A 17,183-nucleotide genomic window follows, 5' to 3' on the forward strand; every position below is an offset into this window, starting at 1 on the left:
ACAGGCTCACAGCGCCCGCTGCCACTCCGCGTCGACGCTCGCCTGCCGGAACCCGAGCGCCACGTTGATCGCGAGCATGTGCGAGTTCTCCTGCGCGTTCCAGGTGTGGATGCGCTCGGCGGCGGGCCGGACGCCGGGGAGCGCGTCGAGGACGGCGATCTTCGCGACCATCCCGAGGCCGTTCCCACGGTGCTCGCGCAGCACCAGGGTGTCGCCCTGGAACACCACGGCCGGCTTGTCCAGCGGGTACTCGACCATCGAGAACGCCGCGAGCGTCCGGGTGGGCACGTGCTCGACGACCGCCACGAGGAACCCCTGCCCGCGCGAGCGCATGTCGGCGGCGTTCGCGACGACACGGTCGGCGTCCCACGGGTCCTCGACCAGGTCGAGGCCGGCCGACGGGGCGTCGGTGCTCATCCGGGTCTTCAGCACGGCCAGCTCGTCGAGCCACTCGGCGGCATACTCGTCCCGCATGGTGTGGACGCGATAGTCGGGTGCGGGATCGCGCCGCAGCGGGCCCAGCACCGACTCGGCGACCGGGAGGTCGAGCACCGAGTGCCGGACCACCTGCTCGAGCGTGAACCCGCGGGCGAGGGCGAACCGGGTGGCGTCGTCGTGGAGCGGGATGCGTCCGCTGCCGGTCGGAGACTCGAGGGCGTCCGGCCCCGGTGGGGGCTCGGGTGCGTAGCTGGAGTCGGAGATGACGACGCGGCGACCGGCGTCGCGGGCGATCTCGATCCCTGCGTCCCAGAGCGCCGAGCCGATGCCGCGTCGTCGCCAGTCCGGGTGCACGGCGACGTAGACGACGGCGACGTGCGCGTTGCCGACCAGGGGGAGGCCGATCATCGCCCGTCCGACGACGGCCCGCGGCTCGCGCGAGCCGCGGGGGACCGCGACGAGCCGGTGGACCTTGCGGTGCGGCTCGCTGAGCGTGGCGCGGGTGGTCGGCACGTCGAGGGAGAAGTCCGTCGAGCCGTGGATGGCCAGGTCGACGGCATCACCGACGTACACCGTCCCCTCGACCGTCCAGGCGTCGGGGTGGGCGGGGTCCGCGGGGACGTGCACGAGGTCGACCATCGGGCCAGCCTCGTGCCCGTCACCGCGGCGCGGCAACGTCAATGCCGCAGGGCGCGCAGGGCGAGCACCGAGATGGGCACGAGCGCCAGGTGGCAGCAGGCCAGCGTGACGGTGCTCGCTGTGTCGAAGTCCGCCGGGACGGTCATCACGAGGATCGTCGCGACCGCGAGCACGGGGGCGACGACGAGCGCGGTGGGGATCGCCCAGGACCATCGCCGGAGCAGTGCGGCCACGGTGAGGCCCACGAGCAGCGGCACCGCGGTGAACCCCGCGACGGTCAGGGCGTCGACGGTCGACGGCGACCCGCCGGCCGCCGTGAACTCGTAGTCCGCCCCCGCCGCCCGCCCGATCCCGTAGATCGCCAGGTTCACGACGACGGCGACGAGGACCGCGCCGACCACGACGACCGCGGCGGGCCGCGTGCGCACCCGCGTGGCGGTGGCGGTCACTGCCGGACCAGGAACGCCTCGATGCGGTCGAGCGCCCCCACCCAGACCTGCTGCGAGAAGAAGTCGCGCACCTCGACGGCCGGGAATCCGCTCTGCACGATGGTCATGAGGGTGCCGCCGTCGACCGCCTCGAACGTGATGTCGACGTGCGTGGTCATGGACGAGCCGTCCGGGCCGCCCCCGGACGACTCGGTGACCAGCCGGTGCGGGCGGTCGATGACCAGGAACGTCTGGGTCTCGTGGAAGAGGGTGTCGCGGTCCGGTCCCCAGACGGCGGTCTGCTGGCCGCCGACGCGGAGGTCGACGGTGATCTCCACGATCCCGGGCGTCTCGTCGAGGATCGAGAACCAGATCTTCTGCTTCTCCGCGTCGGTGTAGGCGTCGAACACCTGCTCCGGGGTGGCGGGGAGGACGCGCGTCATACGCAGCTCGAGCGTGTCGGTGGTCGTCATCAGTCCGTGCCCTTCTGGAGAGTGAAGTAGGCCTCGAGACCGTCGAGCCGACGCTCCCAGAGCCGCTGGTAGAACGAGATCCATGCCATGGCGTCGTCCAGTCGCTCCTCGCCGAGCCGGCACTGCCGGGACCGGCCGACCTTCTCGGTGCGGACGAGGCCCGCGTCCTCCAGGACCCGCACGTGCTTAGTCATCCCCGTGAGGGTCATGCCGTGCGGCTCGGCGAGCTCCCCGATGCTGGCGGGGCCGTCTCCGAGTCGCGTGAGGATGTCGCGCCGGGTCGAGTCGGCGAGCGCCGAGTAGATCCGGTCGAGGGTGTCATGCTGAACCATGTGGTTCACCATACGACACTGAACCGATCGGTGCAATGACGGGCCGTAGGATCGTGGGGTGCGAGCGATCAGAGGGAAGGTCGGCGTCGTCGCGGCCCTGGTGCTCGCGGTGGCGCTGGCGCTGTCCGTCCTGGCCGGGCTCGGGACGCGACCGACCGGGATCCCCGACGACGGACCGTGGGCGGTCCAGCTCACCGAGCCGGAGGGCGACTGGGCCTCGTGCCTCGACGATCCCGCGCTGACCAGCCCGACGACCTGGCAGTCGACCGTGACGGCCGTGTTCGCGACGGGAGCCACCGAGGCGGACGTGCAGCGCGTGCTCGACTGCCTCTCCGACGCGATGACCGGCGGGAGCGTCCAGGTCGGGACCGTCGAGCCGGTGGACGCCTAGCCCGTCACCGGTCGGTCAGGGCCAGCTTCGCGCCGAGGGCGACGAACGCACCCGCGAAGGTCCGCCGCATCCACAGGACCACGCGGGGCCGCGACACCACCTGCGACCGGACGGCGGCCGCGCACGCGCCGTAGATGCCGAACACGACGAACGTCATCGCCATGAACACCCCGCTCAGCGCGACCATGTGCAGCAGCGCGCCGGGCTCGTCGGGACGCACGAACTGCGGCAGGAAGGCGAAGAAGAAGAGGGTCAGCTTGGGGTTGAGCACGTTGAGCAGCACCGCGGACCAGATGACGCGGCCCGCGGACAGCGGCTCGGTCTGCCCGCTGACGATGATCTCCGACCGGTCCCGCCACATGCGGACCGCCATGTAGAGCAGGTACGCGACGCCCAGGAGCTTGAGCGTCTGGAACGCGACCGCGCTGGTGTTGAGCACCGCGGCGAGCCCGGTCATCGCGGCGACGACGTGCGGCACGATGCCGAGCGTGCAGCCGAAGGCCGCGACCAAGCTGGCGCGGGTGCCGCGCGAGAGGCCGGCGCTCACCGTGTAGATGACGCCCGTGCCCGGGGTCGCGACGATGACCAGGGTGGTCAGCAGGAAGGCCACGGTCATGGCCAGCAGTCTGCCCCGCGTGCTACCGGGTGGCCAGGACTTCGTCGAGCACGGTCCGCAGGCGGACCGCGAAGTCGTCGGGCGTGCCCGCCGGGAGGTCGTCCACGTCGAACCACGCCACGTGCTCGCTCTCGTCGCTGACCACGGGCACCGCGCCGGCGGGCGCGTAGGCGACGAACCCGAGGTCCCAGTGCACGCGGCACCGACCGAAGGCGGCGGACAGTTCGTGGCGGTGCACGTCGGCGGGCAGAGGACCGCCGGGGAGCAGGTCGACGATGCCGCCCTCCTCACGGGCCTCCCGGTAGGCGGCGTCGGCCAGCGAGGTGTCACCGGTCTCCAGATGGCCACCCAGCTGCACCCAGAACTGCCCCTTGCGGTGGAAGCAGAGCAGCACGCTCGACAGGTCCGGTGTGAGGACGAAGCAGCTGGCCGTGAGGTGCTCGGGGCCTAGCGACCGGTCGGTCGCGGCCGGCCCTGACGCGGCGACGAACGCGCGGTACTCCGCCAGCAGACCGGCCTGGGCGGGGTCGTGGGGGGTCCAGGCGTCGAGCACGTCGGTGATCACCGCGGCAGCGTACGGTGCCCGTTCCGAGTGGCCGGTCGGCAGAGCCGGGCTCATACTCGCCGACGTGACGATCCCCCACGAGACGCCCGCCGAGCAACGCCTCGACCATGCCCCGCTGCGGTCGGCGGTCATCGTCAACCCCAACCGGGTCGAAGGTCTCGACGAGCTCCGCGCCGGCATCCGGGAGCAGCTGGCCGAGGCCGGCTGGCCCGAGCCGGCCTGGCTGGAGACGACCGCGGAGGACCCCGGCACCGGCCAGGCGAAGCAGGCGGTTGCCGACGGCGCCGACGTGGTGTTCGTCGCCGGCGGCGACGGGACGGTGCGCGCGTGCATCGACGGGCTGGCCGGCACCGAGGCGGCGCTCGCGATCCTGCCGGGCGGCACCGGCAACCTGCTGGCCACGAACCTCGGCATCCCCACCGACACGATCGAGGGCGTGCAGCTGGCCCTGGACCGCGGCCGCCGGCTGGTCGACCTCGGCGAGGTCGAGGGGCAGACGTTCGCCGTCATGGCCGGCATGGGTCTCGACGCGGCGATGGTCGACGACGCCCCCACCAAGCTCAAGGCCGTCATCGGCTCCGTGGCGTACGTCTACTCGGCGCTCAAGCACCTGAACGACGCCGAGATGAAGGTCGAGGTCCAGGTCGACGACTACCCCGTGCTGCGCCGCCGCGCGCGCACGGTGCTCGTCGGCAACGTCGGACGCCTGCAGGGCGGGGTCAACCTGCTGCCCGACGCCGAGCCCGACAACGGCCAGATGGACGTCGCGGTGCTGGCGCCGAAGAACCTGGGCCACTGGATCCAGACCGCGTTCGGCGTCCTGCGCCCGGGCCGCAACAAGGTGCCCAACATGGAGGTGCTGCGCGGGTCGCGGATCACCATCACCAGCGACCGCCCGCAGCCCCGCCAGCTGGACGGCGACGTCATCGACCCGTCGACCACGCTCGACGTGACGGTCCGCCCGGACACCCTGTGGGTGTGCGTCTACCAGCCGGACACGTCCGAGGACCTCACCGAGGGCGCACCGGCCCAGGACTGATCACAGCTCGTCGTGCGGCACCACCAGCACGGGGACCGGTGAGTGCCGGATGATCCGCGTCGCGTTGGTGCCCAGGAAGACGCGCCGCAGCGCGCCGGCGCTCGACGAGCCGAGGATGAGCAGCTCGTTCGGCAGCCAGTCGACGGACGTGAGCGCCTCCCACCAGCTGCTGCCGGACGCGACGACGAGCTCCACGTCGTCGTCGAGGTCGCTGCCGAGCCGGGCCTGCAGGGCGTGCTGCGCGTCGACCATCTGGGCGCGCCACTGCTCGTTGACCTCCGCCTCGATGTCGGTGCCGATCTCGGGGGGGTACATGGTGGGCGACCGCACGCCGAACGTGGCGATGCGCAGCCCGACGTCGATCTCGCGGGTCAGCCGTGCGGCCCACCGGACGGCGGCGGACGCGAGGTCGGTGCCGCTGAACGAGCAGGTGAGACGGTGCGCGACCACGTCGGCCGCCGGGCCTGGCGGGCACCGGTAGGAGTGCGGCGCGATGGCGAGCGGGACCGGCGACGAGTGCAGCAGGTAGTCGGCGGTGGACCCGATCACCACCCGACCCGGGGTGCCGGTGGGCGACGAGCCCAGCACCAGGGCGGTCGCGTCCCGCTCCTCGGCGAGGACGGCCAGCGCCCGCGGCGTCGAGCGGTCGTGCAGCCGGACGAACTCGATGGTCAGGTCGTCGGCGCGCCCGCCGAGGGCGTCGAGCACGGCGGCCTCCGCCTCGTCGGCCCGGGCCTGGACCCACTCCTGCATCTCCCCGTCGACCCGCGCCATCGACGGCACCGTCCAGCCGGGCGGGACGACGGTCGCGATGACGAGCACGTCCGGGCCGGTCGCCTCCGGCAGCGTGCGGGCCAGCGTGACGCCGAGGTCGATGGCACCGTGGGAGTCGCCGAACGGGTTGGCGCCGACGACGATCGTCATCGCACGTCCTCGTCCTGCAGGATCCCGGCCTCCGCCGCGCGTTGCAGCACCGAGTGCTTGCGCCCCCAGAGGAAGTAGAACGCGAGCACCACGGAGAGCCAGAGCAGGAACCAGGCGTACGTGTACCAGTGCAGGCCGGACAGGATGTAGAGGCAGGCCAGCACGGCGAGCGCCGGGGTGACCGGGTAGCCGGGGACCTTGAACCCGCGGGGCAGGTCCGGACGGGTGCGACGGAGGATGACCACGCCGACCGAGACCACGATGAACGCGATGAGCGTCCCGATGGACACCAGGTCCCAGAGGTAGTCGAGCGGGACGAACGCGGCCAGCACCCCGACCACGCTCGCCACGATGACGGTGTTGTTCACCGGCGTGTGCGTGCGCGGGTTGACCCGGGCGAACGACTTCGGCAGCAGGCCGTCGCGACCGATGGCGAACAGGATGCGCGTCTGCCCGTACATCGTCACCAGGGTCACCGAGAAGATCGAGATGACCGCACCGGCGGACAGGATGGTGCCCGGCCAGGTGGCGCCGACCACGTCCTCGAGGATCTTGGCCAGGCCGGCCTCGCCCTGCTCGGTGTCGCTGAACGCCTCCCACGGCTGCGTGCCCAGGGCCGACACGGCGACCAGCACGTAGATCGTGGTGACGATCGCCAGCGCGCCGAGGATCGCGCGCGGCATGGTCTTCTGCGGGTCGCGCACCTCGTCGCCCGCCGTGGAGATGGCGTCGAGCCCGATGAACGTGAAGAAGATCGTGCCGGCGGCCGCCGTGATCCCGGTGACCCCCATGGGGGCGAAGTCCGCGAAGTTGTCGGCGTTGAACCCCGTGAAGGCGACCGCCACGAAGAGCACCAGCACCGCGAGCTTGATGATGACCATCGCGGCGTTGACCTTGGCGGACTCCGACGCACCCCGGATCAGCAGGACCGCGCACAGGGCGACGAGGACCAGCGCCGGCAGGTTGATCAGGCCCGGGTCGGCGTCCCACGGCGCGGAGGACAGCGCCGTCGGGATCTCCCAGCCGATCAGGTTGTTCAGGAGCTGGTTCAGGTAACCGCTCCACCCGACCGCGACGGCTGCGGTGGAGACGCCGTACTCGAGGAGCAGGCAGGCCGCGACCCCCATCGCGACCACCTCGCCGAGAGTCGCGTACGCGTAGGAGTAGGTCGACCCGGAGACGGGCACGGCCGACGCCATCTCCGCGTAGGACAGCGCGGACAGCCCGGCCGCCAGGCCGGCCAGGAGGAACGAGATCACCACGGCGGGACCCGCGTCGGGAACCGCCTCGTGCATGACGAAGAAGACGCCGGTGCCGACGGTGGCACCGACGCCGAACATCATCAGGGTGAACGTGCCGAGCGAGCGCTCCAGGCCCTCGCTGGACTTCGCGCTCGCGGTGGTGATCGGCTTCTTGCGCCAGATCTGCGACCTGAGGGACACCTGCGGAACCGTCATGGGCGGGCCTCTCTGAGGGGGCCCACCTGCCCGGGCCGTCGCCGTGTGTCCCGCAACCGTAGGAGCAGGAGGGACCGGCGGCAAGGCTGGTGGACGCGTACAGGTACCACACTGCCGACTCCCAGAACACGCGCTGAGACGCTGCGCGATTTCGGGCACACGGGCACGGGATTGTCGCTACTGTCCGCGCATGATCATCACAACACTCGCCACCGAGGTGGCCACCACGACCACCAGCGTGAGCCCCGTCCCCGGCGTCATCGGCGGGCTCGTCGGCTACCTGATCGGCGCGTTCGCGCTGTTCGGGATCTTCAAGAAGGCAGGCGAGCCCACCTGGCAGGCGTTCGTCCCGATCTGGAACACGATCGTCCTGCTCAAGGTCGCGGGCAAGCCGCTCTGGTGGATCGTCCTGTTCCTCATCCCGATCGTGAACATCGTGATCCTGGTCCTCGTCTACCACGCCCTGTCGCTCTCGTTCGGCCACGGGGCAGGCTTCACGGTCGGGCTGGTGTTCCTGCCGATCATCTTCCTGTACGTCCTCGGCTACGACTCCAACCCCTACCGGGGCGCGGACGCGGCTCAGCCGGTCGGCTACGCCACCGCCTGACACAGCTCTGCGAGAGGCGGCCGTACCCCCACGGGGTGCGGCCGCCTCGTGCGTGGGTGACCATCGCGCATGACGACTTTCGACGCCCTCGCCGACGAGGGGTTCATCTCCCTGACCACCTTCCGCAAGTCCGGGGTGGGAGTCCCGACGACCGTGTGGGTGGGGCGCGACGGCGACTCCTTGCTCGTCACCACGCCGCGGGGCAGCGGGAAGGTCAAGCGGCTCGGCCGCGACCCCCGCGTGGAGATGTCCCCGAGCAGCCGGTTCGGGAACGTCGACGACGACGCCCCGACGGTGACCGGCGTCGGCCAGATCCTCGACGACGACGCGGCGCGCGAGCGGTGCAACGACGTGATGGTCGAGAAGTACGGCCTCGAGTACCGCGTGATGATGGGGATCGAGAAGCTGGGCCGCAAGGGCGACGACAACCGGGTGATCCTGCGCATCACGCGCGACTGAGCGCGGGCGTAGCCTGCCCGCCGTGCCCCTGAGCCACGCGGAGATCACCGCGACCCTGCGTGCTGCCGGCTGCGTGTTCGCCGAGGACGAGGCGACGCTCCTGCTCGAGACGGGGTCCGACGACCTCGAAGGGCTGGTGGCCCGACGCGTCGCCGGGGAGCCGCTCGAGGTCATCGTCGGGTGGGCGGAGTTCTGCGGGCTGCGGATCGGGATCGACCCCGGGGTGTTCGTGCCGCGCCGCCGCACCGAGCTCCTGGTCCGGGAGGCCGCGCGGCTGGCCCCGCGGACCGCCGAGCCGATCGTGGTGCTGGACCTCTGCTGCGGCTCCGGGGCGCTCGGGGTGGCGCTCGCGCACCTGCTGGGTGGGGTGGAGCTGTACGCGGCCGACGTGGAGCCCGCGGCGGTCCGCTGCGCGCGCCGGAACGTGGGCGCGGTCGGGGGGCAGGTGTTCGAGGGGGACCTGGACCAGCCGCTGCCGGCGTCGTTGCGCGGTCGGGTGCAGCTGCTGGTCGCCAACGTGCCGTACGTGCCGACCGACGCGATCGGGCTGATGCCGCCCGAGGCGCGGCTGCACGAGCCGCGGGTCACGCTGGACGGCGGGTCCGACGGGCTCGAGGTGCTGCGCCGGGTGGCGTCGGTGGCGCCGCGGTGGCTGGTGCCGGGTGGTCACCTGCTGGTGGAGACCAGCGAGGGGCAGGTCCCGGCCGCGGTCGAGGCGTTCACGCGCGCGGGGCTGGTGCCGCGGGTGGTGGTCGACGAGGACGCCGGGGCCACGGTGGTCGTCGGGACCCTGCCGTAGGGCTGCCGGACTGGGGCATCTCGCGGGTGGGGGGCATGATCAGCCCGTGACCGATGCGTACGCCGGGCCCGAGGGGCAGGCCGACCCGACGTACCAGCGGTTCGCGCGCCTCGCCCAGGCCTTCGTCGGCGCACCCGTGTCGCTCGTGTCGTTCGTCGACGACGTCGGTCAGGTGTTCCCCGGTGCCCTCGGGCTGCCCGAGCCCTGGATGTCGCGGCGCGGGACCGAGCTGTCCCACTCGTTCTGCCAGTACGTGGTGAGCTCGGACGCGCCGCTCGTGGTCGCCGACGCGCGCGACGTCGACTTCCTGCGCGACAACCTCGCGATCCCGGACCTGAGCGCGATCGCCTATGCCGGCTTCCCGCTGCACGACCTGGACGGACGGGCGGTCGGTTCTCTGTGCGCGATCGACGACCAGCCGCGGGAGTGGACGCCGGAGGAGCTCGCGGTGCTCTCCGACCTCGCGCAGGCGTGCTCGTCGGAGGTCCAGCTGCGGGCGCTCGGCGATCGGGCGCGCCGGGCGCAGCGCTCGGCCACGCAGAGCGACCGGCACGCCCGCCTGATGCTCCTCATGTCGGAGGCGTTCGCGGACGCGGTGTCGGTGGACGACGTGCTGGACACGATCCAGCGCGTGGCGGTGACGGCGGCCGGCTCGCGGCGGACCGCCGTGGCCGTGGTGCACGAGCAGGTCCTCCGCTGGGTGCGGTACGAGCAGGTCGACGGCGTGCCCGCGGCTCTCTGGGGAGACGTGCCGCTGTCCGACACGCGGTGGCCGTCCGTGGCGGCGGTGACCGGCGACGGGCCGCAGATCTTCGAGGACGGCGCGGCGATGGCGGCCGCCTTCCCGTCGACCGCCGGACTGGGTGGTGACGGGGCGCTCGCGATCCTGCCGCTGACTGCGGCCACCGGGGTGCTCGGCGCCGTCCTGCTGCGCTGGCAGCTGCCGCGCGGGATGGACGGCGAGCTGCGGTCCGTCCTGAGCGCGCTGGCCGCGTACGCCGCCCTGGCGCTCGACCGTGCGCAGCTGCTGGAGGAGCGGCGCGAGGTCGCGCACGTGCTGCAGGCCGCGATGCTGACCGACCTGCCGACGGTCGACGGCCTCACGATCAGCGCGGCGTACGCCCCGGCCTCGACAGGCGAGGACGTCGGCGGGGACTGGTACGACGCCATCGCGCTGCCCGACGGGTCGACGGCGCTGATGATCGGCGACGTGACCGGGCACGACATGGGCGCCGCCGCGCTCATGGGGCAGCTCAGGTCGATGCTGCGCGGGCTGACCTGGACGTTCCAGGAGCCGCCCGGCGCCATCCTGCGGCGGCTGGACGACGCGAACCTGGGCGTGGGGCTGCGGGCGACGGGCTCGGCCGTGCTGGCGCACCTGGACCCGGTGGGCGCCGACGGCGGGCGCGAGCTGCGCTGGTCCAGCGCCGGGCACCCCCCTCCCGTGGTGCTCCGCAGCGACGGTGCGGCCGCCGAGCTGGAGGGCACGCCCGACCTGCTCCTGGGGTTCCGGTCGGGGGCTGTCCGCCGGGACCACACGGTGGTCCTGTACCCCGGCGACGTGCTCGTGCTCTACACGGACGGCCTGGTGGAGCGCCGGCGGGAGAACCTCCGCGCGGGCCTGGCCCGGCTGGTCGCCACGGTGCAGACCGTGGTCCCGGGAGACCCGTGGGCGCTGATCGAGGCCCTGGCTCCGTCGACCCTCCGGCGCGACGACGTCGCCGTCCTGACGGTCACCCTCGGATGAGCACCGCCGTCGCTCGTCTCGTGGCGCTGGCCGACCCGGAGCGTGCGGCGGGGATGGCGGCGTTCTTCAAGACCGGACCCGGGGGGTACGGCGAGGGCGACCAGTTCCTCGGGCTGACCGTCCCGCAGGTGACCGCGGTCGCCAGGGAGCACCTCGGCCTGCCGGTCGCCGCCGTGGAGGAGCTGCTCGAGGACGACCGCCACGAGGTGCGGCTGCTGGCGCTGAAGATCATGGCGATCGAGTGCGCGGCGAAGCGGACCTCGTCGGAGCGGCGGCGCGAGCTGCTCGACCTGTACCTGCGGCGCACCGACCGCGTGAACAACTGGGACCTGGTCGACGCCAGCGCGCCGGACGTGCTCGGTCGCGCGGTACTGGCCGGCCTGCCGGCCGACGTGCTCTACCGCCTGGCCGCCTCGGACCTCCTGTGGGAGCGGCGCATCGCGATCGTCGGGACGTTCCCGCTCATCCGTGCCGGGTCCCTGGACCACACGTTCGCGCTGGCCGCGCTGCTGGAACCGGACCGGCACGACCTCATGCACAAGGCGATCGGGTGGATGCTGCGCGAGGCCGGCAAGAAGGACGAGGCGCGGCTCCTGGCCTACCTCGACGCGCACGCCGCGACGATGCCCCGGACCACCCTGCGGTACTCGCTGGAGCGGCTGGACTCCGAGGTCCGGACGCACTACATGCAGGCGAAGCAGCGGGTCAGCTGACGATCTCCAGCCAGTGCGGGTTGGTCATGATGCCCAGGAGGTTGCCGAACGGGTCGACCACCGAGGCGGTGACGAACCCGGCGCCGCGCTCCACGATCCCCTCGTGCTGCGTGGCGCCCAGCTGGAGGAGCCGCGCGAGGGTGCCCTCGAGGTCGTCGACGTGCCAGGAGACGACGGCCCCGCTGGGGCCACCGGCGCCGGGGACGTAGCGGCGGTCGATGATGCCGAGCTCGTCGAGGTGGTCGCCGATCCGGAACTCGACGTACCCGTCGCGGACGAAGTACGGCTCGACGCCGAACAGCTCGGCGTACCAGGTGCGGGCGGCGTCGAGGTCGTCGGCGAAGAAGGAGACGTTGGCGAGGCCACGGAAGGTGTTCGTCGTTGTTGTCATGAGTCCAGGATCCTCGGCTAAGTGCTCACCTTCTGAGCACTTTGCTTGCGACTCTTGACCATGCGCGCAGACCGGTTGGTGGCCACCCTCCTGCTGATGCAGGCGCGCGGCCGGGTGACCGCCGCGGACGTCGCGGACGAGCTCGAGGTGTCCGTGGCCACCGCCCGGCGCGACCTCGAGGCGCTGTCCACGGCGGGCATCCCGGTCTACCCGCAACCGGGGCGCGGAGGCGGCTGGTCGCTCGTCGGCGGTGCGCGCACGGACCTCACCGGGCTGACCGCGTCCGAGGCGCAGGCCCTGTTCCTGCTGGTCGGCTCGTCGTCCGACCGGTCCGCCGACGCGACCTCCGCCCTGCGCAAGCTCGTCCGGGCGCTGCCGGCGACGTTCCGGGCGGAGGCCGAGGCCGCCGGGCGGGCGGTGCTGGTGGACCCGGTCGGGTGGGGATCCTCCGCCCGCGCGCGGCAGCCCTGGGTGGAGGAGCTGCAGGGGGCGGTCGTGCGTCGGCGGCAGGTGACGCTCGTGTACAGCGGGCGCGCCGGCGAGTCCGAGCGGACGGTCGACCCGTGGGCGCTCGTCGACAAGGGCGAGCACTGGTACCTCGTGGCCGGGACGCCCGCGGGCCGGCGGACGTTCCGGCTGGACCGGATCATCAGCCTTGCCGTGCTCGACGCCGCGGCGGCGCGGCCCGACGACCTGGACGTGGCCGGGATCTGGGAGTCGGTGGTCGACGAGGTCGAGGAGCGCCGCTCGCGGGTGACCGCGACCGTGCTGACGACACCGTTCCTCGTGCGCGTGCTGCGCAGCCAGTTCGGGCGGCACGTCACCGTCCTCGGGACCGACGCCGACGGCCGGGTGCGGCTCGAGGTGGGGTCGCACACCGCGCGGTCGGTGGCCGAGCACCTGGCGGGGTTCGGGGCGGCCGTCGAGGTGCTGGAGCCCGCCTCCGTCCGGGCCGAGCTGGCGGTCCTGGGCACGGAGCTGGTCGGGCTGTACGAGGATGTCGGTGGTCCTCGCTAGCGTGCCGCGCATGATCTCCGAGGGAACGTTCACGGTCAGCGGGTTCACGGGCGTGCCGGTCGAGCAGGACGCCGAGCCGGTCAGCACGGCGCTCGCTGTCGGGTTCGCGACGATGGTCAAGCAGTACGCGGGCGGCGTCGAGGGGCGGTCCACCACCCTGTTCACGTCGGCGTTCGACCCGGAGCACGGCGTCGGGACGTACGTGGCGATGGAGTCGTTCGAGGGCACCCTCGACGGACGCGCCGGCACCTTCAACTTCGTCCACGCGGCGTCGACGCACGGCACGGACCGGTACGACGAGCACTTCGCGGTCGTCCCGTCGAGCGGCACCGGCGAGCTCGCCGGGATCGCGGGCGGGGGCGCGCTGGTGGTGGACGCGGACGGCACGCACCGGATGAGGTTCGACTACACGCTGGGCTGAGCGTCGTGCTCCGCGGCCGAGAGCCGCGCGAACGTCAGGAGCTGCTTGCGCATCATCACGAGGTCGCCCCACGCGAGCAGCCAGGCGCCGACCGCTCCCAGCCGGGTGGTCGGCTCCGGGCTCCGGAGCACCGCCACCAGCCGGGTGCGCGCCGGGCCCGCCGGGAGCACCGCGTAGGTGACGGCGACGTCCCCGAACACCCGCGTGCCGGCCGCGTTCATCCGCACGGTCAGGTGCTCGCCAGGGGCGAACGAGGCGAGCGTGAAGATCCGCGAGAACGTCTGGCCGACCTCCAGGTCCCACGTCCACGGCACAGGCACGCGCGGGCTGCGTCGGCCGCCGTTGTCGATCCAGTCGTAGCTGTAGGGCGCCACGCGGAACTGGCACACCCACCGGAACACCACGTCGGGGGGCGCCGCGACGTCCACCCCGCGGAACAGTCGTCGCGCGGGTGCGGGGACGAGGTCGTCGCACGGGTACGAGCGCCGCTGCTCGGACCCGGTCACGCCCCACGCCGTCGCGATCGTCATGGCAGTCACGCTAGGGGGAGCCGGGTACGGGCGCCCCGACCCCTCAGCGGGCTCTCAGCGCGGGAGCGCCCGGACCGTGTTGTTGCGGGCGTCGTGGGTCAGCTCCGCCAGGCCGAGCGCCTCGAGCAGCGGCGGCAGGTACATGCCGAACCGTCCGCGGTAGCCCTTGCGCAGCCCGTACCAGCCGCCCACCGGGTTGGCCTCGTCGCGACCCCACGCCTCGACGGTCCCGGGTGCAGCCGGCTTCTGCTCGTCCGCGGCGCCGAGGGGCACGGCGCCGCCCTGCGCCAGCAGCCACACGTGCAGGTCGTCGACGGCGCTCAGGTGGTACCTCAGCGTCGTCGAGCCCACCTGGCAGACGAGCGCGGGCGGGTCGGCGGACTCGTCGCGGTACATCGTGTACTCCGACGAGCCGGGTGCCGTGGTGAGCTGCCAGGGGTCGTCCTGGGTTCCCGTGCCGGCCATCGGTCTCTCCCTCGGACGTCGCGAAGCGTGTCGGTCCACTATCGACCCGGCGGGCGGTCCTGCGCAGTGTCCGAAGCGCCCGATACGCTCGCGACCGGCATCGACGCAGGAGGCTGGATGAGCGGGCTGGTGGCTGCAGGACTGGTGAGCGCAGTGTCGGACGAGCCCTGGTACGTGGTCGTCGCGACCCTCGGACCGCTGGTGGCGGCCATCGGCGCGATCGGCGCGCTGATCGTCGGGATCCTCACGGTGCGGCAGCGCACGGCCGCCGACTCGCGGTCGCAGTGGTGGGCGCGCGTGCAGTGGGCGGTGGACCTGGCGTTCTCCGCGGACGAGAGCAGGCGGGCGATCGGTCTGGACGCCCTCGTGCTGCTCGCGTCCTCGCCGCTGGCCGGCCCCGACGACGACGCGTTCCTGGCGGGCCTGTCGCTCGACGTCCTCGACGCCGCCGAGGAGCGGGGGGCCGGCGACGACGCGGACTTCGTGCCCGTCGACGACGACCGGACGCCGGTGCGACCGTCCACGGCCCGGCCGGTGGTGCGGGTGTCGCGGTCCGAGGTCGCGGCCGCGCGGCTGCGCGTGGTCACCGACCGCGGGCGTGGGCGGCCCACGCCGTCGTGGATCGCGCGGCTGGCCCAGACGAGCGACGTCCGCCACTGACCAGCGGGGATGTCACCCGATCGGGCAAACACTTACCGACCTGTCAGGGTTGACACGAGTCACTAACTGAGTACGTTTCGTCCTGACCGGCACCGAATGTCCGGTCACCGGCGCCAACGGCGGTGCCTCCTCGCGCGCGGGGAGCCGTCTTGCGACGTCCCCTGTGCGGAGAAAGGTCCCTCATGCTCCTTCGTAGGCAGAGCCCCTCGCGTCCCCGACGCCGACGGACCGCGACGGTGCTGGCCACCGCGCTCGCCGTCGCCCTGGTCCCCCTGATCGCCGCCCCCGCCCAGGCGGCCGCTCCGGTCGACCTCGGCCCGAACACGATCGTCTTCGACCCCAGCCAGCCGATCGAGCAGATCCAGGCGACGGTCGACGCCATCGCGACCCAGCAGGTCCCCGCGCACTTCGGGCAGGGCCGGTACGCACTGCTGTTCAAGCCGGGCACGTACGGGACGCCGGAGCAGCCGCTGCGGTTCGAGGTCGGCTACTTCACCGAGGTCGCCGGTCTGGGCCAGGACCCCGGCGACGTGGTCATCAACGGTGCCATCGAGGTCTACAACCAGTGCCTCCCCGTGCCCGAGGGCGCGGACCCCAACTGCATCGCGCTGGTGAACTTCTGGCGTTCGCTGTCCAACCTGACCATCCAGTACGCGGCCGGCGACGCCGACGGCTGCCGCAGCTCGGCCAACTTCTGGGCCGTCTCGCAGGCCGCCCCGATGCGGCGTGTGAACGTCACGGGCGCCAACGTCAGCCTCATGGACTACTGCACGGCCGGCCCGCAGTACGCCTCGGGCGGCTTCATCGCCGACTCGACGCTGCCCTTCGTGGTCAGCGGCAGCCAGCAGCAGTTCCTGGTCCGCAACGGCTCGGTCGCCGGATGGAGCAACAGCGTCTGGAACCAGGTGTTCGCGGGCGTCCAGGGTGCTCCCGCCACGAACTTCAGTCCGGTGGTCGGCGAGCCCAAGTACACGACGCTCGACACCACGCCGGCCTCCAAGGAGAAGCCGTACCTCTACGTGGACGACGCGGGCAAGTACCAGGTGTTCGTCCCGGCGGCGCAGAAGAACTCCGCCGGAGCCACGTGGGCCGCGGGCAGCACGCCCGGCAAGTCGCTGCCGCTGAGCAAGTTCTTCGTCGCCAAGCCGGGCGACAGCGCCTCGAGGATCAACACCGCGCTGGCGCTGGGCAAGAACGTGCTGTTCACGCCGGGCGTCTACCACGTGAACAAGACGCTCAACGTCCTGTGGCCCAACCAGGTGGTGCTCGGCCTCGGGCTGGCGACGATCATCCCGGACAACGGTGTGGTCGCCATGCAGACGCTCGACGTCCCCGGCATCGACATCGCCGGGATCATGTTCGACGCCGGCACCAAGAACTCCCCGGCGCTCCTGCAGCTGGGCACCAAGCTCTCGACGCTCGACGGCAAGCACAAGAAGCCTCTGCTGAGCAGTGCGAACAACCCGACCGCGGTGCAGGACGTGTTCTTCCGGATCGGTGGCGAGGACGTCGGCAAGGCCACGCAGAGCCTGGTGGTCAACACCAACCAGACGATCATCGACCACACGTGGGCGTGGCGGGCGGACCACGGCACCGGCGTCGGCTGGGACATCAACACCGCCGAGACCGGCGTGCTGGTCAACGGCAACGACGTCACCGCGACGGGCCTGTTCTCCGAGCACTACCAGAAGTACAACGTCATCTGGAACGGCGAGCGCGGCAAGACGATCATGTTCCAGAACGAGCTGCCCTACGACGCGCCCGACCAGGCGTCCTGGCAGCACGACGGAGTCAACGGCTGGGCCGCCTACAAGGTGGGCGACAAGGTGAAGGTGCACGAGGGCTGGGGCATGGGCGCGTACATCTACACCAACGTGAACCCGACCCTGCACCTCAGCCGGGCGTACGAGGTGCCGGTCACGCCGGGCGTGAAGCTGCACAACGTGCTGACGGTCTCGCTGAACGCGGCGGGCACCATCGACCACGTGGTCAACGATACGGGCGACCCCGTGACGCCGACCTTCGCGGGCCCGAGCACGGTGCTGGAGTGGCCGGTCCCCTGAGCTGACCGG

22 protein-coding genes are annotated in these 17,183 nt (G+C 72.2%); 11 read left to right on the plus strand and 11 right to left on the minus strand.

Annotated features, from left to right (window positions below; all coding sequences use genetic code 11):
- Window positions 1-6 precede the first annotated feature (6 nt).
- The 4 genes from ASD18_RS03240 to ASD18_RS03255 are packed head-to-tail and all read right to left on the minus strand — an operon-like array spanning window position 7 to window position 2,310.
- Window positions 7-1,077: a GNAT family N-acetyltransferase gene (locus ASD18_RS03240; RefSeq protein WP_056086559.1), complete on the minus strand. Its 1,071-nt coding sequence runs from the start codon at window positions 1,075-1,077 to the stop codon at window positions 7-9.
- Window positions 1,078-1,115: 38 nt separating this feature from the next.
- Window positions 1,116-1,526, minus strand: coding sequence for a DUF6069 family protein (locus tag ASD18_RS03245; RefSeq protein WP_200938453.1), 411 nt, complete (start codon window positions 1,524-1,526; stop codon window positions 1,116-1,118).
- Window positions 1,523-1,978: an SRPBCC domain-containing protein gene (locus ASD18_RS03250; protein ID WP_056086561.1), complete on the minus strand. Its 456-nt coding sequence runs from the start codon at window positions 1,976-1,978 to the stop codon at window positions 1,523-1,525. The genes ASD18_RS03245 and ASD18_RS03250 overlap by 4 nt, the downstream gene beginning before the upstream one ends.
- The gene (locus ASD18_RS03255) at window positions 1,978-2,310 is read right to left on the minus strand and encodes a helix-turn-helix transcriptional regulator (protein WP_056091471.1); all 333 of its coding nucleotides are present in this window, start codon (window positions 2,308-2,310) and stop codon (window positions 1,978-1,980) included. Before ASD18_RS03255 ends, ASD18_RS03250 begins: the two co-directional genes overlap by 1 nt.
- 58 nt (window positions 2,311-2,368) lie before the next feature.
- On the opposite strand from ASD18_RS03255, the gene ASD18_RS03260 reads away from it, so the two are divergent.
- A complete protein-coding gene (locus ASD18_RS03260; RefSeq protein ID WP_056086564.1) occupies window positions 2,369-2,701 on the plus strand; it encodes a hypothetical protein in 333 nt (110 codons plus the stop codon).
- A 4-nt stretch (window positions 2,702-2,705) separates the two neighbouring features.
- Here the strand turns inward: ASD18_RS03260 and ASD18_RS03265 are convergent, their stop codons facing one another.
- Window positions 2,706-3,317, minus strand: coding sequence for a LysE family translocator (locus tag ASD18_RS03265; RefSeq protein WP_056086567.1), 612 nt, complete (start codon window positions 3,315-3,317; stop codon window positions 2,706-2,708).
- A gap of 22 nt (window positions 3,318-3,339) precedes the next feature.
- Window positions 3,340-3,882 (minus strand): NUDIX hydrolase, encoded by a 543-nt coding sequence (locus ASD18_RS03270; RefSeq protein ID WP_235522243.1) that lies wholly within the window; start codon window positions 3,880-3,882, stop codon window positions 3,340-3,342.
- A 64-nt stretch (window positions 3,883-3,946) separates the two neighbouring features.
- Here ASD18_RS03270 and ASD18_RS03275 point away from each other — a divergent pair, with 64 nt between their 5' ends.
- Window positions 3,947-4,921, plus strand: coding sequence for a diacylglycerol kinase family protein (locus tag ASD18_RS03275; RefSeq protein ID WP_056091474.1), 975 nt, complete (start codon window positions 3,947-3,949; stop codon window positions 4,919-4,921).
- Here ASD18_RS03275 and ASD18_RS03280 read toward each other — a convergent pair whose 3' ends face one another.
- The gene (locus tag ASD18_RS03280) at window positions 4,922-5,845 is read right to left on the minus strand and encodes a universal stress protein (RefSeq protein WP_056086574.1); all 924 of its coding nucleotides are present in this window, start codon (window positions 5,843-5,845) and stop codon (window positions 4,922-4,924) included.
- On the minus strand, window positions 5,842-7,302 hold the full coding sequence (locus ASD18_RS03285) for an APC family permease (RefSeq protein ID WP_056086576.1): 1,461 nt from the start codon (window positions 7,300-7,302) through the stop codon (window positions 5,842-5,844). Before ASD18_RS03285 ends, ASD18_RS03280 begins: the two co-directional genes overlap by 4 nt.
- Before the next feature lie 190 nt (window positions 7,303-7,492).
- Here ASD18_RS03285 and ASD18_RS03290 point away from each other — a divergent pair, with 190 nt between their 5' ends.
- The 5 genes from ASD18_RS03290 (at window position 7,493) to ASD18_RS03310 (ending at window position 11,627) form a co-directional block, all read left to right on the plus strand.
- A complete protein-coding gene (locus ASD18_RS03290) occupies window positions 7,493-7,909 on the plus strand; it encodes a DUF5684 domain-containing protein (protein WP_056086580.1) in 417 nt (138 codons plus the stop codon).
- Window positions 7,910-7,978: 69 nt separating this feature from the next.
- A complete protein-coding gene (locus ASD18_RS03295; protein WP_056086582.1) occupies window positions 7,979-8,368 on the plus strand; it encodes a PPOX class F420-dependent oxidoreductase in 390 nt (129 codons plus the stop codon).
- A gap of 22 nt (window positions 8,369-8,390) precedes the next feature.
- The gene (locus ASD18_RS03300) at window positions 8,391-9,167 is read left to right on the plus strand and encodes a putative protein N(5)-glutamine methyltransferase (RefSeq protein WP_082573491.1); all 777 of its coding nucleotides are present in this window, start codon (window positions 8,391-8,393) and stop codon (window positions 9,165-9,167) included.
- 46 nt (window positions 9,168-9,213) lie between these two features.
- Window positions 9,214-10,914, plus strand: coding sequence for a GAF domain-containing SpoIIE family protein phosphatase (locus tag ASD18_RS03305; RefSeq protein ID WP_056086596.1), 1,701 nt, complete (start codon window positions 9,214-9,216; stop codon window positions 10,912-10,914).
- Window positions 10,911-11,627 (plus strand): DNA alkylation repair protein, encoded by a 717-nt coding sequence (locus ASD18_RS03310; RefSeq protein ID WP_056086598.1) that lies wholly within the window; start codon window positions 10,911-10,913, stop codon window positions 11,625-11,627. The genes ASD18_RS03305 and ASD18_RS03310 overlap by 4 nt, the downstream gene beginning before the upstream one ends.
- Here ASD18_RS03310 and ASD18_RS03315 read toward each other — a convergent pair.
- Window positions 11,620-12,018 carry a VOC family protein gene (locus tag ASD18_RS03315; protein ID WP_056086600.1) on the minus strand — a complete coding sequence of 133 codons (399 nt, stop codon included), beginning with the start codon at window positions 12,016-12,018 and terminating at the stop codon, window positions 11,620-11,622. The genes ASD18_RS03310 and ASD18_RS03315 overlap by 8 nt on opposite strands.
- A gap of 78 nt (window positions 12,019-12,096) precedes the next feature.
- Between ASD18_RS03315 and ASD18_RS03320 the strand changes: the two genes are divergently transcribed.
- The gene (locus ASD18_RS03320) at window positions 12,097-13,035 is read left to right on the plus strand and encodes a YafY family protein (protein WP_235522244.1); all 939 of its coding nucleotides are present in this window, start codon (window positions 12,097-12,099) and stop codon (window positions 13,033-13,035) included.
- A gap of 10 nt (window positions 13,036-13,045) precedes the next feature.
- On the plus strand, window positions 13,046-13,456 hold the full coding sequence (locus ASD18_RS03325; protein WP_056091477.1) for a DUF3224 domain-containing protein: 411 nt from the start codon (window positions 13,046-13,048) through the stop codon (window positions 13,454-13,456).
- Here the strand turns inward: ASD18_RS03325 and ASD18_RS03330 are convergent.
- Both ASD18_RS03330 and ASD18_RS03335 read right to left on the minus strand, forming a co-directional pair.
- A complete protein-coding gene (locus ASD18_RS03330) occupies window positions 13,441-13,986 on the minus strand; it encodes a hypothetical protein (RefSeq protein ID WP_056086607.1) in 546 nt (181 codons plus the stop codon). The two genes, ASD18_RS03325 and ASD18_RS03330, sit on opposite strands and share 16 nt — an antisense overlap.
- A gap of 54 nt (window positions 13,987-14,040) precedes the next feature.
- Entirely contained in the window at window positions 14,041-14,451 is a 411-nt protein-coding gene (locus tag ASD18_RS03335) for a DUF6855 family protein (protein ID WP_056086610.1), read from the minus strand.
- A gap of 117 nt (window positions 14,452-14,568) precedes the next feature.
- On the opposite strand from ASD18_RS03335, the gene ASD18_RS03340 reads away from it, so the two are divergent.
- Complete coding sequence (locus ASD18_RS03340; RefSeq protein ID WP_156387869.1) at window positions 14,569-15,111, plus strand: hypothetical protein; 543 nt, start codon at window positions 14,569-14,571, stop codon at window positions 15,109-15,111.
- 182 nt (window positions 15,112-15,293) lie between these two features.
- Window positions 15,294-17,174: a hypothetical protein gene (locus ASD18_RS03345; RefSeq protein ID WP_056086616.1), complete on the plus strand. Its 1,881-nt coding sequence runs from the start codon at window positions 15,294-15,296 to the stop codon at window positions 17,172-17,174.
- Window positions 17,175-17,183: the final 9 nt, after the last annotated feature.

It is taken from the genome of Cellulomonas sp. Root137 (assembly GCF_001426725.1).
In the GTDB taxonomy this organism is placed as follows: Bacteria; Actinomycetota; Actinomycetes; order Actinomycetales; family Cellulomonadaceae; genus Cellulomonas.